Origin of the sequence: Pararoseomonas baculiformis, assembly GCF_017813395.1 — a bacterium.
Lineage (GTDB): Bacteria > Pseudomonadota > Alphaproteobacteria > Acetobacterales > Acetobacteraceae > Roseomonas > Roseomonas baculiformis.
The window spans coordinates 59,314-73,791 of record NZ_JAGIZB010000014.1 but is presented as its reverse complement, the minus strand read 5'-3'; the positions used below and the strand labels follow the sequence as shown (position 1 = coordinate 73,791).

The following is a 14,478-nucleotide window of genomic DNA, read 5'->3' as shown; positions in this document are numbered from 1 at the left end:
GAACATGATCTCCGGAACCTTTGTCGATCGCCCCAGGCTGGCGATCGTCATCGCGCTGCTCACGCTCATCGCAGGCGCGATCTCGCTGCTCCGCATCCCCGTTTCCCAGTTCCCCGACATCGTGCCCCCCCAGGTCTCGGTCGCCGCGCGCTATCCGGGCGCCTCGGCCACTGTGGTGGAGCAGACGATCGGGCAGGTGCTGGAGGGCCAGATCAACGGCGTGGACCGCATGATCTACATGCGCTCCAACTCCGCCAATGACGGCACCTACTCGCTGAACGTCTCCTTCCAGCTCGGCACCGATCCCGACCTGGCGACGGTGAACGTGAACAACCGCGTCCAGGCCGCCATGGCCCGCCTGCCGCAGGAGGTGCAGCGCAGCGGCGTGACCGTGCGCAAGCAGTCCTCCGCCGTGCTGATGTTCGGCTTCCTCTACGCGAAGCAGGGCGGCCTCGCCCCGCTCTTCCTCTCGAACTACTTCACCATCAACATGCTGGACGACCTCGCCCGCGTGCCCGGCGTCGGCCAGGTGAACGTGTTCGGCGCGCAGGACTACTCCATGCGCGTCTGGTTCGAGGTGGACCGCCTCGCCAGCCTGAACATGACGGCGCAGGACGTGATCGCCGCCATCCAGGGCCAGAACGTCCAGGCCGCCGTCGGGCGCCTGGGCGGCCGGCCCATCGGCGACGACCAGCCCTTCCAGATCAACCTGGAAACCCGCGGTCGCCTCCAGACGCCCGAGGAATTCGGGAACATCGTGGTCCGTGCCAACCAGGACGGCTCGGTCCTGCGCGTGCGCGACGTCGCGCGGGTCGAGGTCGGCGCGGCGAATATGGACACGGAGAACCGGTTCAACGGCCAGCCCGCAATTGCCTTCGGCATCTATCTCGCCCCCGGCGCCAATGCGGTGCAGGTCTCGACCGCCGTGAAGCAGCGGCTGCAGGAACTCAGTGTCCGCTTCCCGCAGGGGCTGGATACCGAGGTCTTCTACGACAGCTCCGACTTCGTGAACGAGACGATCCACGAGGTCATCAAGACCCTCATCGAGGCCTTCATCCTCGTGGTGGTGGTGGTCTACCTGTTCCTCGGCAGCTGGCGGGCGACGATCATCCCCACCATCGCGGTCCCGGTCAGTCTCATCGGCGCCTTCATCATCCTGCTCGGCATGGGTTACTCGGCGAACACCGTGTCCCTGCTGGCCATGGTCCTGGCCATCGGCATCGTAGTGGACGATGCCATCGTGGTGGTCGAGAACGTGGAACGCGTGATGGAGGAGCATCCCGAGCTCTCCACGGCGGACGCCACCAAGAAGGCGATGCAGGAGATCACGGCCCCGATCATCGCGATCACCCTCGTCCTCCTCTCCGTCTTCGTTCCGATCGCCTTCATCCCTGGCCTGTCCGGCGAGCTGTTCCGCCAGTTCGCGGTGACGATCTCGGCGGCCATGGTCATCTCGGCCATCAACGCCCTCACCCTCTCCCCGGCGCTCTGCGCCATCATCCTCAAGCCGCATCACGGCCCCCGCCGGGGACCGATCGGCTATGTGCTGCGCGGCATCGACTGGACGCGGGACCGGTATGCGGGCGGCGTGCGCCGGCTGGTGCGGGTCTCCTTCCTCTCGATCCTGCTGACCGCCGGCTTCGGCTTCGGCATCTGGACCATCAGCAAGGTGACGCCCACGGGCTTCCTGCCGCAGGAGGACCAGGGGGCGTTCTTCGTCCAGGCCCAGCTTCCCCCCGGCGCCAGCGTGGCCCGCACGCGCGAGGTGGTGCGCCAGATCGAGGAGATCGTCCGCCCCATTCCCTCCGTGCAGGGCACGCTGGGGATCGTCGGCTTCTCGCTCATCGATGGCGGGGCGCAGTCCAACTCGGCCTTCATGGTCATCCGGATGAAGCCCTTCGCCGACCGCACGCAGGTGGCGGACAGCGTGCAGGCCGCCATCGGTCGCGTCTTCGGCGCCACCCAGTCCATCCGCACGGCCAATATCTTCGCCTTCAACCTGCCCCCGATCGTCGGGTTGGGGACCGGCGGCGGCTTCGAATACATCCTGCAGGACTATGAGGGGCGGGACATCAATGCCCTGGCCGCCGCCATGCTCGGCCTCATCGTGCCCGCCAACCAGGATCCCAACCTCACGGCGGTGTTCTCGACCTTCGCCGCCAACAATCCCTCGATCTACCTCGATGTGGATCGCGACAAGGCGCAGGCGCTCGGCGTGCCCATCGCCAACATCTTCACCACCCTGCAGGCGGCGCTGGGCGGCATCTATGTCAACGACTTCAACCTGTATGGCCGCGTCTGGCAGGTGAACATCCAGGCCGAGGCCGGGGACCGCAACGACCTAGACGACATCTGGCGCATCCAGGTCCGCAGCAACAGCGGGGAGATGGTGCCGCTGCGCGCCTTCGCCGACATCCGGACGGTGGTCGGGCCGCAGACCATCTTCCGCTACAACAACTACCGCGCCATCTCGGTGAACGGCGCGCCAAGGCCGGGCGTCTCCTCCGGCCAGGCGCTGACGGCGATGGAGCAGCTTTCCGAACGCGTGCTGCCCAATGGCTACGGCTATGCCTGGACCGGCACCGCCTACCAGGAGAAGCTGGCGACGGGACAGACGGCCTATATCCTCGCGCTCGCGGTTCTCTTTGCCTATCTCTTCCTCGTCGCGCTCTATGAGAGCTGGACCATCCCGATCCCCGTGCTGCTCTCGATCGCGGTGGGCGTGCTCGGCTCCTTCATCGCCATCCTTCTGGGCAAGCTGTCGCTCGATATCTACGCCCAGATCGGCCTCGTCGTGCTGATTGCGCTGGCCGCGAAGAACGGCATCCTGATCATCGAGTTCGCGAAGGAGGCCCGCGAACGCGGCATGGGCATCCGCGAGGCCGCGGCCGAGGGCGCGCGGCTCCGTTTCCGCGCGGTGATGATGACCTCGATCGCCTTCATCCTCGGGCTCATTCCGCTCGTCATCGCGACCGGCGCGGCCGCCGTCTCGCGTCGGGCGGTGGGCACGCCGGTCTTCGGCGGCATGCTCGCGGCCTCGATCATCGGCATCTTCATGATCCCGATGCTCTATGTGGTGTTCCAGACCATCCGCGAGCGGGTGAAGGGCTGGTTCGGGCACAGGCCCAGGGATCCCGGCCCGCCCTCCACCGGCACGCCCGCCGACCTGCACTAGGCCCGCAACGAAACGGCCCGCGCTCCCCGGCGCGGGCCGTTTCTATTCCCCCTTCCCGCTCCCCGCCGCCTCACGCATGATCCGCCCCGCGAGTTCACGGGAGAATGCGTCATGGCGAAGTTCGGCCTCAGCCAGCCCCTGCGCCGGGTGGAGGATCCCCGCCTCCTAAAGGGAAGCGGCCGCTACACGGATGACCTGGTGCCCCAGGGCGTCGGTGCCGGTGCCGCGATCGGCTATATCCTTCGCTCCCCCCATGCCCATGCCCGCATCCTGTCCATCGACACGAGCGCGGCGGCGGATATCCCGGGCGTGCTGGCCGTCCTCACCGCCGAGGACTGGAAGAGCGAGGGGCTGGGCGAGATCCCATGCGCCGTTCCGATCAAGAACCGGGACGGCACGCGCCGCGGCAACACCCCGCGCGGCGCGCTGGCCGATGGCTTCGTCCGCCATGTCGGCGATCCCGTGGCCTTCATCGTTGCCGAAGATCATGGCGCGGCCCGCGACGCCGCCGAGGCGATCATGGTGGACTACGAGAGCCTGCCCTCGGTCACCGATCTCGCCACCGCCACCGATCCCGGCCAGCCCCAGGTCTGGCCGGAAATCCAGCGCAACGTCATCTTCGACTGGGAGACTGGCGACGGCGCCGAGACGGAGCGTCTGTTCGCCGAAGCGGCGCATGTCACGCGCATGACGATCGTGAACAACCGCATCGTTGTCGCCTCCATGGAAGGCCGCGCGGCCCTGGCCGAGTACGACCCGGGGACGGAGCGCTTCACCCTTCATGCCGGCACGCAGGGGAGCTGGTCCCTCAAGAGCACCCTGGCCGAGGTGTTCCACGTGCCCGAGGAAAAGCTGCACGTCCTGACCCATGATGTCGGCGGCGGCTTCGGGATGAAGATCTTCACCTATCCCGAATACGCGCTCTGCATGATGGCGGCCCGCCGCCTGGCCCGGCCGGTGCGCTGGACCAGCGAGCGGACCGAGGCCTTCCTCTCCGACACGCATGGCCGGGACAACATCACGACGGGCGAGCTGGCGCTGGACAAGGATGGGCGCTTCCTCGCGCTGCGCACGAAGAACTACGCCAATATGGGCGCCTATCTCTCCACCTTCGGCCCCTATATCCCGACCTTCGCGGGCACGAAGGTCCTGGCCAGCGTGTATGGCTTCAGGGCGATCCACGCCAATGTCATCGGCGTCGCCACGAACACGGTGCCGGTGGACGCCTATCGGGGCGCCGGCCGGCCGGAATCCAACTACCTGGTCGAGCGTCTGATCGATGCAGCGGCGCGCGAGTCCGGGATCGACCGGATCGAGCTGCGCCGCCGCAACATGGTGCCCTCCTCCGCCATGCCGCACACCACGCCGGTGGGGCAGACCTATGATTCCGGCGAGTTCGTGCAGGTGATGGACCACGCCCTGCAGCAGATCGACTGGGCAGGCTTCCCTGCCCGCCGTGCCCGGTCCGCCGCGCAGGGCAAGCGGCGCGGCATCGGCCTGGCCTATTACCTGGAGGCGACAGGCGGCTCGGACAGCGAGCGCGCGGAGGTCCGCTTCGCCGAGGATGGCATGGTGGAGGTTCTGGTCGGCACCCAGTCCACCGGCCAGGGCCACGAGACCGCCTATGTGATGATCACGGCCAATGAGCTGGGCATCCCCGTGGAGAAGATCCGGGTGGTGCAGGGCGATTCGGACCGTATCCCCACCGGCGGCGGGACGGGCGGCGCGCGCTCCCTTTATTCCGAGGGCACGGCGTTGCTGGCCACCACGGCCACGGTGATCGAGAAGGGCAAGCAGGCCGCCTCCGAGGCGCTGGAAGCCTCAGCGGGTGACATCGAGTTCGAGGCGGGCCGCTTCGCGATCGCCGGCACGGACCGGGGCATCGGCATCCTGGAGCTGGCCAGGACCCAGCAGGAGCGCGCCTCGCGCGGGGAGGCCGCCACGCTGCTGGATGCGGCCGAGATCGCCGCCATTCCCGCGCACACCTTCCCCAATGGCTGCCATGTGGCCGAAGTGGAGGTGGACCCGGACACCGGCATCATCGCCGTGCTGCGCTACATCGTCACCGACGATGTGGGTCATGCGCTGAACCCGCTGATCGTGCGCGGGCAGGTGCATGGCGGCGTGGCCCAGGGCATCGGCCAAGCGATGCTGGAGCGCACGGCCTATGATCCCGAAAGCGGCCAGCTACTCTCGGCATCTTTCATGGATTACGCCCTGCCGCGCGCCGGGGACCTGCCGGAAATCGAGGTGGCGCTGCTCTCCATTCCCTGCCTGACCAACCCGCTGGGGGTGAAGGGAGCTGGCGAGGCCGGTGCGGTGGGCTCCCCGCCCGCGCTGATGAACGCGCTGGTGGACGCGCTCTCCGAGGATGGGATCACCCATCTGGACATGCCGGCGACGCCGGAAGTGGTCTGGAAGGCGCTGGAAACCGCCCGCGCCGCCTGAAGGAAGCGGACCACCAGCAGGCGGGTGGCGGGGCGTGCCAGACATGGCGCGCCCCTCACCGCATCGCCAGAACAGGGCTGGCGGGGGCGCGGAGCGGTGCCGGGCGCTCGTCGAGGAAGCGCAGGCCGGTCACCCGGAAGCCGTCCCCCTGCCAGGCCAGTTCGAAGGCCACGCCGCCTGCGCCTTCGGCGGGCCCATATTCCAGCGAGAAGGCGCTGAGGCCCAGGGGCCGGGCCGAGCGCAGCCGCGAGAGCATCGCCGGCCCATCCCCCCGGCCGGCCTGGCTCCGCACCGCAAGCCAGGCCGCCACCCCCTCGGGCCGGGCCCAGGAATCCGCCATCCGCTCCGCCATCCCGGAGAGGAAGCGGCGTGCGCCCTCCCCGCCGCCATCGGGCACCTGCGCCGCCATCGCGGCGCGCAGGCTGGCCTGGGTGGAAGCCTGATCGAACTGGCGGATCAGCGCGGGCGCGTCGTTCTGGCCAATCGGCACGGAGATCCGCAACGCCAGAAGCCAGGGGATCGCCAGCCAGCCCAGGATCAGCACCAGGCCGGCCAGCAGGGCCGGTATCACCTGCCGCATCGGCCGCACCCGGCGCCAGGATGGCGCCTGCCCTGTCCAGCCATTCAGCTCCGGCGTCGATGCCCGCCGTGCCCGGCGCGGAGCCGGCCGCGGGTGCCGGCGGGCCTGGCGGGCGTCATACTCCGCCCAGACCTCGTCCCAGACATCCGCCCTGCTTGCATCACCCACAGCACCCGTCCCGTCCATCTCAGGAACGACGCTGTTTTGGCGTCTCGTCTCTGTTTTTGAGACTGCGTGGACAGGGGTGACGAAAGGCTTAACGCTAGTGGATGGCGCACGGCGCTGGATCCCTGAGCCGAAGGGGCCCGTGCCGGCAGGCAACACCATGGCCCGCCCCGCGCGCCAGCCTGTCCTGCAAGCGGCCTGGTCCGCCCCGGTTCCCCGGAGCGGCACCACCGTCAGGCGTGACGGGCGAGGCCTCTTTCCAGGCGGGCGAGCACCCCGGCCAGCGCCGCGACCATGCCGGCGGCCTGCGCATCCGGCCCCAGTGGCCGCTGCGGGGGTACAGGCGCCGTCGCCGTTTCAGAGAACTGGGCCACCACCCGCGTGCCGAACTGGCTGGTCTCCCGCATCAGGACGGCACTCATCGATGCCACGGCCACGCCGCGCGCCAGATCCACATGCAGGGCGGTCAGCTCGCTCTCCAGGATCAGGTCGGCATTCCCGCGCGATCCCGGGGCAAGAACGGCGGCGAAAAGGCCGGATTCGGTAATCCAGCGCCGCAGCGCCTCCTCCGCCGCCTCGGCGGGCGGGGCCGTCCATTCGGCGTAGTATTCCAGGGCTTCCGTGCCGTCCGGACGGATGGAGCGCAGAAGCCGGCTGTCCAGCCCCGGCGCCGCGCGGGTCAGCCGCATCAGGATGGTGCGGCGCCCGGTGCGGCGGGGCCGCGAATCCGGCCGGTCGGGGGAGAGCGGGTATCGCCGGGACTCGACATAGGACTGGTTCACCACGGAACACGCGCCAAGCGCGCCGGGCAGGGCCAGCCCCGCCGCCAGGATCATCCGTCGCCGCATCACCGCCTCCTTGCCCAGTCCGGGGCCGGCGGCGGTGGCGCCAGGATGGCTGCCCCCGGCGCCCGCCGCAGCATTTCCGTCGTGTCCCGCAGGTTGCCCGAGGTCGCGCGAAGATCCCGCAGGGTCGGCGCCAGGTCGCCGTTGATGTTGCCGACCGTGTTGTTGATCGAGCGGGCCGCCTGTTCCACCTGCGCGATCGCACTGGGCAGCCGGGCCAGCCCGGCCTGCAGCCGCTCCATGGATGCGTTGGCGTTGCGGAGCGTGCCCCGCACCTCCGGGCCGCCGATGATCCCCCGCGCCTCCTCGATCGTGGACTGCGCCTCTCCCAGTGTCGCGCGGAGATCGGCCGAAAGCCCGGCCAGGTTCAGGTCCTGCACGGCCTGGCGCAGCGTATCCAGGGTCTCCGTCGCGGCACGGGAAGCCTGGGCCACGTCGCCGTCACTCACTTGGCGGCGCAGGTCGGTCAGCAGGCCGGCCATGTCGGTCATGATCTGCTCGATCGGCAGGTTGCTGATGCGCAGGGCCAGCTGCTCGGCGACGGAGGTGACCTGGGCCACGGTGCTCGGCACGGCGGGGATCACAGGGTATTGCGGCGTCCAGGGCGCATCCTCCACGGGGAAGCGGGCCGAATCCACGAAATCCAGTTCGAGATAGCCCACCCCGGTGATGCCCGTGCTCGCCAGCCGGGCCCGCAGCCCGTTCGCCACCGCCCGCTCGACATTGGGTGCGTCGCGGAGGCGCGAGAGATCGAGGGCGAAGCGCACGATCACCCGCTGGTAGGCGCCCGAAAGCCCCCCTTCCGGTGGCGGATATTCCGTCGCAACGAGGTTGATCTCCGTGATCTGGCCGAGCTGCACGCCGCGGAAGCGCACGGCGGCGCCGATATCCAGCCCCTGCACGCTCTCCCGGATATAGGTCTCGTAGGTGACCGTGTTGCGGCCGAGCTTGCCGGCGGTGAAGAACAGGATGAAGGCAACGCCGAGCGCCAGCCCCACCAGGATGAGGACGCCGACGCGCAGGTAGAGGCCGCGGGATGTGGCCGGCATCAGCGCGTCTCCCGCCGGAAGAAGCGGCGCACCGTGTCGTTCGGCGGGTCATCGCGCAGGTGCCGCGGGTCGCCCTCGGCGATCATTCCCTGCGCCTCCTTGTCCAGCATGATGCAGCGATCCCCGATCGCCAGGATCGATTGCAGCTCATGCGTCACCACCACGAAGGTGGTGCCGAGGTCGCGTGCGAGGTCCTTGATCAACTCATCCAGCCCTGCCGATGTCACGGGGTCCAGCCCCGCGCTCGGCTCGTCGAGAAAAAGGATCGGCGGGTCCAGCGCCATAGCGCGCGCGATACCCGCGCGCTTGGCCATGCCGCCCGAGATCTCCGCCGGAAGCCGCCCGGCCGCGTCCGAAAGGCCGACGAGGCCGAGCTTCACCCGGGCCACATCCTCGCGCGCCTCGCGCGGCAGGTCGGTATGGGCCTCGAGCGGCAGCATCACATTCTCCAGCAAGGTCATCGAGCCGAAGAGCGCCCCGGACTGCCACATGACGCCCAGCTGCCGCAGCAGGTTGCGCCGCGCCTCCCCATCGGCCGTGGCAAGGTCCCCGCCAAGGATGGTCACCTGCCCCGCCGTCGGCTGGTAAAGCCCGATCATCAGCTTCAGCAGGGTGGACTTGCCACAGCCGGAGCCGCCGAGGATGACGAAGACCTCGCCGCGCGCCACGTCGAAGTTCACGCCCCGGAACAGCACGCGGCTGCCGAAGCCCATGGCCACGTCACGGGCCTGGATCACCGCCTCCGCCGCCATCACCAGCCCAGCCGGTAGAAGAGCACGGCGAAAATGCCGTCCAGCACCACCAGGGCAACGATACCGCCGACCACGGCCGAGGTGGCGGCATCGCCCACCGCACGCGGGCCGCTGCCGGCGGCCAGCCCGGCCCGGCAGCCAATGCCCGCGATCACCAGCCCGAACACCGCGGCCTTGCCCAGCCCGCCCAGCAGATCCCCAAGCGCCACGCCGGCATGCACCTGGTTGATCACGAGCTGCAGGGGAAAGCCCGTGGCCATCATCACCACGGACATGCCGACCAGCCCCGCCAGATCCATCAGCAGCGCCAGCACGGGCATGGCCAGGGTGGCGGCGATCAGGCGGGGCAGCACCAGCAGCACCATGGGGTCGATGCCCATGATGCGGAGGGCGCTCACCTCCTCATTCACCGTCATGGTGCCGAGCTCGGCGGCGAAAGCGGAGCCGGTGCGGCCCGCCAGGATCACGGCGGCCAGCAGCGGACCGAGTTCGCGCAGCAGGGAGATGCCGACCAGCCGGGGAACGAAGATATCCGCCCCGTATTGCCGCATGGGGATGGCCGACTGGAAGGCGAGGATGACGCCGATCAGCACCCCCAGCAGGATCACCAGGCCGAAGGCGCGCGTTCCCACCTCGTCCAGGTGCCGCAGCACGTCGGCGATACGCAGGTCGCGGGGGCGGCGTGCAGCGTTGACGAAGGTGGCCGAGGCCTCGCCCATGAAGGTGGTGGCTTCCCGCGCCGCATCGGCCCGGCCCACCCCCCAGGCGCCGAGGGCGCTGATCACCCCCAGGCGGCGGCCGGCGGGCGGCGCGGCAGGCGGCCGGTCCGCGGCGCGGGACCGTTCCAGCACGGCGGCCACGGGGCGGGATGCGCCCTCCACCGGCACGTCCTCCCCGGCGGCACGGGCGGCGGCGATGACAAGAGCGGCGCCGCTCGTATCCAGCATCTCCAGCCCCGAGAGATCGATCCGGCGGGCGCCATGCGCCTCCTTCAGGGCGGGGCGCCAGACCTCGCCGGCGGTCATGCTGGTCAGCCGGCCGGAAAGGCGGAGCACCTCGCCATCCCGCTCCACCCCCGGCGAGGCGGAGGGCTCCTGCCCAGCCGGGGCGGGCGCTTCCACGGCGCCGCCGGGCTCGGGCGCGGCATCCGGCGCGGGGCCCGGACCCATGTCCTCGGCAGGCGGCAGGGACGGGCTGCCGGGCACGGATGCGCGCTCCGCGGCGCCTTCGGGGCGCCCCTCGCGACGATTGCCCGCTCCCTCGCCAAGGGGAGCGCCGGGCTGCCGCTCCGTCATGCGGACGAGCTGCCCCCGGCCGGCATGCCCAGGGCCCCGGCTGCCTGCCGCGCCGCCTGCGCGCCGCTGAGCCAGGCGCCTGCAAGGGTGCCTGCCAGGTTCGGATGGCAGGCCTCGCCCGCCAGCATCAGCCGCCCGCCGGCCATCGGGGCCGAAAGTGCCTCCCGCGCGCCGCCGCGCCCCGGGCGGAGCGCGGCATAGGCGCCGAGCGCCCAGGGGTCACGGCCCCAATCGGAGAGGACGGCATCCGCGCGGCGAAGCGCCCGGTCCGCCCGCGCGCCATAGATGCGCCGGAGCTCGGAAAAGGCGAGATCGACCAGGGCTTCATCCCCTTCACGGGCCATGTCCCAGGCGAGCGAGCCGCCAGCGAAGCCCTGAAGATGGTCGCGGCCGAAAGGCCAGGCGACGAAGGTCATCGCCCGTTCTCCCTCTTCCAGGCGCCGCTCCAGCCCACCGAAGGGCGGAAGGTCCAGCCGGTCCTCGCCGGCCGCAGGCAGGCCGATCTTGGTCAGGAGGCCCATGGGAAGGTCATGCACCGCGGCCATGGTTGAATCCGGCAGGGCGGGGTCGAAGCGGATGCCGCCACCCGCCAGCACGCCCGTGGAGACCGTGACGATGGCGGCCCTGGCCTCCAGCGCGCCGAAAGGCCCCTCCGCGCGCACGCCTCGCCCAGCCCAGGAAATCCGCTCAACCGGTGCCTCCAGAGTCACCGGCAGCCCTTGCGCCAGCACCCCCAGCACATGGCCGCACCCATCCCGGGGCAAAAGGTTGGAGCCGTTCAACAATGTGGCGAGATAATCGCCCAGGTCGATGTCGCGCGCCTCGGCGGCGGCAATCACCGGGCCCTCCCAATGGGTCAGGGTCGCGTCCCAGAATCCGCCGCGCGGCGCGGCATCCGCCAGGCTGATGCCCGGGCGGGCGGCGGCGAGGCGCACGGCCTGGTGCCAGGCTCTCTCGGCCGCCCCATAGTCCCGCATCTCGGCCTCGCTGGCCCAGCGCCCGCCCATCCAGACGCGGGAATCCCGCACGCTGTCGTGGTCGAACAGTTCCACCCCCGCAGCCTCGGCCAGGGGGACGAGTGGGTTGGACTGCGCCGCGTGCAGCCATGTGGCCCCAAGATCGAAGGGCGTGCCAAGGGAGTGGTCGGTCAGCGCCCGCCCGCCGATCCGGCCACGCGCCTCCAGCACGCGGACCCGCAGCCCGAGCGAACGCGCCTCCCGGGCGGCCGCGATACCGGCCGCGCCCGCCCCCACCACCAGAAGATCACAATCCCCCGACACCATCCCGGTCCAAGCGGCCCAATGGCGCCAGGGTTTCCCCCGGCCCGGCTCTCCCGTCCAGACCGGTCAGTCCAGCTTCACGCCAGCGAGTTCCACCAGCCGCTTCCAGGCCGGGGTCTCCCGCTCCACCTGCGCGGCCAGGGCGGCCGGGCTTTCGCTCAGCTCCACATCGTAACCGAGGGGCTTCAGGCGGTTCACCAGCACCGGGTCGGCCGCCACCTGCCGAATGGCCCCGAAGAGGCGCTGCACCACGGGCTCCGGCGTGCCGGCGGGCAGCATCAGCGCGTTCCAGGGCTTGAGGTCGAGTTCACCGAGGCCGAGATCGGCGAAATCTCCCATGCCCGGCACCTCCGGGGCGAATTCCATCCTTTCCCTGGAAGACAGGGCGAGCGGCTTGAACTTTCCGGCCTGCACATGCGGCATCAGGGCCGGCGTCACGTCGAACATCATGTCGATGGTGCCGGCCAGGAGATCCGTGATGGCGGGCCCGCCGCCGCGATAGGGCACGTGCAGGATGCGCGCGCCGGCCATGGAATTCACCGCCTCGATGCAGAGATGGGAGGAGGTGCCGGGGCCGGAGGAGCCCATCTTCACCTGATCAGGATTCGCCTTGGAGTAGGCGACCAGGGCGCGGAAGTCGGTCCAGCCCCGGCGTGCCGCGGCCTCTGCATTCACCACGCAGATCAGCGCGCCGGTGGTGATCTGCGTCAGCGGCTGCAGGTCCTTCACGGGGTCGAAGGGCAGGCGGCTGTAGAGGGTGGGATAGGCCGTGAGCGTCGCGCCGCCGATCACCCCGATGACGCTGCCATCCTTCGGGCCCTTGGCCACGGCATCGGTACCGAGGATACCGCCCGCGCCCCCGCGATTCTCCACCACCACGTCCTGACCGAGGGCCGGGCCGAGCCGCTCCGCAACGAGCCGGCCGAGCAGGTCGATCGCGCCGCCCGGCGGGAAGGGCACCACCACGCGCACGGGGCGGCCGCCCGCCACCTGCTGCGCGGCGGCCGGCACCGCCCCCAGCGCCGGGAGGAGGGGAGCGGCGAGAAGGGAACGGCGTCGCAGCATCAGGGGATCTCCCATGTCGTCTTCATGAACGCGCGCAGCATGGCGGATGGCCGCGCGCCGGCGCCATGCGATTCCGGTGCCACCCCCCGGCCGCCGGCCTATTCCTGGCGCGGGCGGCCCTCGATGATGTCGCGCATGGAGATGGCCCGGGCGACGATGAAGTCGTTGAAGGCACGGATCCGCGGCAGGTCCTTCAGCTCCTCACGCGTGAGGAGGAACAGGCGGTAGCCGAAATCCGGCAGGGGGAAGCACTCCACCAGCTCGGGCTCCGTCGCCGCCATGGCGCAGGGTAGCGGGCCCAGGCCGTTCCCCGCGCGGATGGCGAAAACCATGTTCACGATGCTGCTGCACACCGTGCGCACCGGAGCCCGCGGCGCCACGCGGGAAAGCCAGGCAAAGGGATCCACCCCGGCCAGCGCGCCATCCGCGCCGATCACCACATGCGCTTCCAGCGTCGCCGCATCGGCCGGCATTCCGCGGCGGGCAGCATAGCCGCGGCTGCAATAAACGGCCCAGGGCGCATCGGCGATCCTCCGCGCGACGATCCCGGCCCCTTCGGGCGCCTTGGTGGCGCGAATGGCGATGTCGGCCTCCCCCCGCGCCAGGTCCAGGCGCCGCTCATCCGCAATCATCTCCACCCGGATATCGGGATAGGCGTCGGTGAAATCGGCCAGCCAGGGCGTGAAGACGCTGTTGGCCAGGCCCTCGGTCGTCGTCACCCGGATCACCCCGGCCAGGGCGCGCCGGTGGCGGGAGGCAAGCTGGGAGAGGGTTTCCGCCTCCTCCCGCACGCGCCCGGCCTGGGCCAGCAGCGCCTGCCCCGCCTCGCTCGGCCGGTAGCCATCCTGCCGCCGGTCAAAGAGCTTCAGGCCCAGCGCCGCCTCCAGCGCCGCGATGCGCCGGGCAACGGTGGTCTGGTTCACCCCCAGCGCCCTGGCGGCGGAAAGCGTGCTTCCTTCCTCCGCAACGGCCAGCAGGAAGCGCAGGTCGCCCCAGTCATACATCCGTTCATTCTGCGGAAGTGCAGAACCTCCCTGCAAGCATTCCTCTCCGGCAACGGTGCCGGAGGGCGCTACACCTTCAGCAGCCACGCAGGACCCTTGACCCATGCTGAAGCTCTATTTCGACCCGGTCACCACCACCTCCCGCCCCGTGATGCTCTTCGCCACGGACGAGGGCATCGCGCTGGAGCTGGTGCATCTCGACATCTCGGCCGGCGACCACTTGGTGCCGGGCTTCGAGCAGATCTCCCCCAACCGCTTCGTCCCGGTGCTGGAGCATGACGGCTTTCGCCTCTCCGAATGTTCGGCGATCCTGAAGTACCTGGCCGAGCTGCATTACTCCGCCGCCTATCCGGGCGATCCGAAGGCGCGGGCCCGGGTGAACCAGTGGATGGACTGGTTCATCGGCCTCTTCTCCAAGGACTATAACTACGGCTGCATCTACCCGCGGCTGCTCCCGGCCTACCGGCTTTCCGAGGCAGCGGAGGCGGAGCGCCGCGCTTGGCACATGGCCAGCGCCGCCAGGCGCCTGTCCATCCTGGACCGGCAGATCGCGGAGGGCGGCCCCTTCATCCTCGGCCCGGAGATCACCCTGGCCGATTACCTCGGCGCCAGCTTCGTCACCCTGGGCGACCTGGTGGAGTTCGACCTCTCACCCTGGCCGCATGTCCGGCGCTGGATCGCCACCATGAAGGCCCGCCCGAGCTGGGACGAGGTGCATGCCGGCTTCTATGGCTGGCACGCCGCGATCCGGGCCCAGGGGCCGCTCGCGGCCTAACCCCCTTCCCGCCCCACCACCACAGCAGACGCCCGGATGCGCCGC

The 14,478-nt window shown here is 70.3% G+C and carries 11 protein-coding genes; 3 read left to right on the top strand and 8 right to left on the bottom strand.

What is annotated here, in order from left to right:
* The first annotated feature begins 4 nt into the window (after positions 1 to 4).
* Positions 5 to 3,175, top strand: a complete 3,171-nt coding sequence (locus J8J14_RS15320) for an efflux RND transporter permease subunit (RefSeq protein WP_209380409.1) — start codon at positions 5 to 7, stop codon at positions 3,173 to 3,175.
* Positions 3,176 to 3,286: 111 nt separating this feature from the next.
* The gene (locus tag J8J14_RS15315; protein ID WP_209380408.1) at positions 3,287 to 5,623 is read left to right on the top strand and encodes a xanthine dehydrogenase family protein molybdopterin-binding subunit; all 2,337 of its coding nucleotides are present in this window, start codon (positions 3,287 to 3,289) and stop codon (positions 5,621 to 5,623) included.
* A gap of 55 nt (positions 5,624 to 5,678) precedes the next feature.
* Here the strand turns inward: J8J14_RS15315 and J8J14_RS15310 are convergent, their stop codons facing one another.
* From J8J14_RS15310 to J8J14_RS15275, 8 genes are all read right to left on the bottom strand, one after another.
* Positions 5,679 to 6,371, bottom strand: a complete 693-nt coding sequence (locus tag J8J14_RS15310; protein WP_209380407.1) for a hypothetical protein — start codon at positions 6,369 to 6,371, stop codon at positions 5,679 to 5,681.
* 230 nt (positions 6,372 to 6,601) lie between these two features.
* Positions 6,602 to 7,216, bottom strand: a complete 615-nt coding sequence (locus J8J14_RS15305) for an ABC-type transport auxiliary lipoprotein family protein (RefSeq protein WP_209380406.1) — start codon at positions 7,214 to 7,216, stop codon at positions 6,602 to 6,604.
* A complete protein-coding gene (locus J8J14_RS15300; RefSeq protein ID WP_209380405.1) occupies positions 7,216 to 8,262 on the bottom strand; it encodes an MlaD family protein in 1,047 nt (348 codons plus the stop codon). The genes J8J14_RS15305 and J8J14_RS15300 overlap by 1 nt, the downstream gene beginning before the upstream one ends.
* On the bottom strand, positions 8,262 to 9,014 hold the full coding sequence (locus J8J14_RS15295) for an ABC transporter ATP-binding protein (protein WP_209380460.1): 753 nt from the start codon (positions 9,012 to 9,014) through the stop codon (positions 8,262 to 8,264). Before J8J14_RS15295 ends, J8J14_RS15300 begins: the two co-directional genes overlap by 1 nt.
* Complete coding sequence (locus J8J14_RS15290; protein WP_245215818.1) at positions 9,014 to 10,309, bottom strand: ABC transporter permease; 1,296 nt, start codon at positions 10,307 to 10,309, stop codon at positions 9,014 to 9,016. Before J8J14_RS15290 ends, J8J14_RS15295 begins: the two co-directional genes overlap by 1 nt.
* On the bottom strand, positions 10,306 to 11,592 hold the full coding sequence (locus J8J14_RS15285) for a flavin monoamine oxidase family protein (protein ID WP_280842964.1): 1,287 nt from the start codon (positions 11,590 to 11,592) through the stop codon (positions 10,306 to 10,308). Before J8J14_RS15285 ends, J8J14_RS15290 begins: the two co-directional genes overlap by 4 nt.
* Before the next feature lie 63 nt (positions 11,593 to 11,655).
* Complete coding sequence (locus J8J14_RS15280) at positions 11,656 to 12,654, bottom strand: Bug family tripartite tricarboxylate transporter substrate binding protein (protein WP_209380403.1); 999 nt, start codon at positions 12,652 to 12,654, stop codon at positions 11,656 to 11,658.
* Between the two features lie 98 nt (positions 12,655 to 12,752).
* Positions 12,753 to 13,658 carry a LysR family transcriptional regulator gene (locus tag J8J14_RS15275; RefSeq protein WP_209380402.1) on the bottom strand — a complete coding sequence of 302 codons (906 nt, stop codon included), beginning with the start codon at positions 13,656 to 13,658 and terminating at the stop codon, positions 12,753 to 12,755.
* Between the two features lie 103 nt (positions 13,659 to 13,761).
* Here J8J14_RS15275 and J8J14_RS15270 point away from each other — a divergent pair, with 103 nt between their 5' ends.
* Positions 13,762 to 14,433 (top strand): glutathione S-transferase family protein, encoded by a 672-nt coding sequence (locus tag J8J14_RS15270; RefSeq protein ID WP_209380401.1) that lies wholly within the window; start codon positions 13,762 to 13,764, stop codon positions 14,431 to 14,433.
* The last annotated feature ends 45 nt before the right edge of the window (positions 14,434 to 14,478 follow it).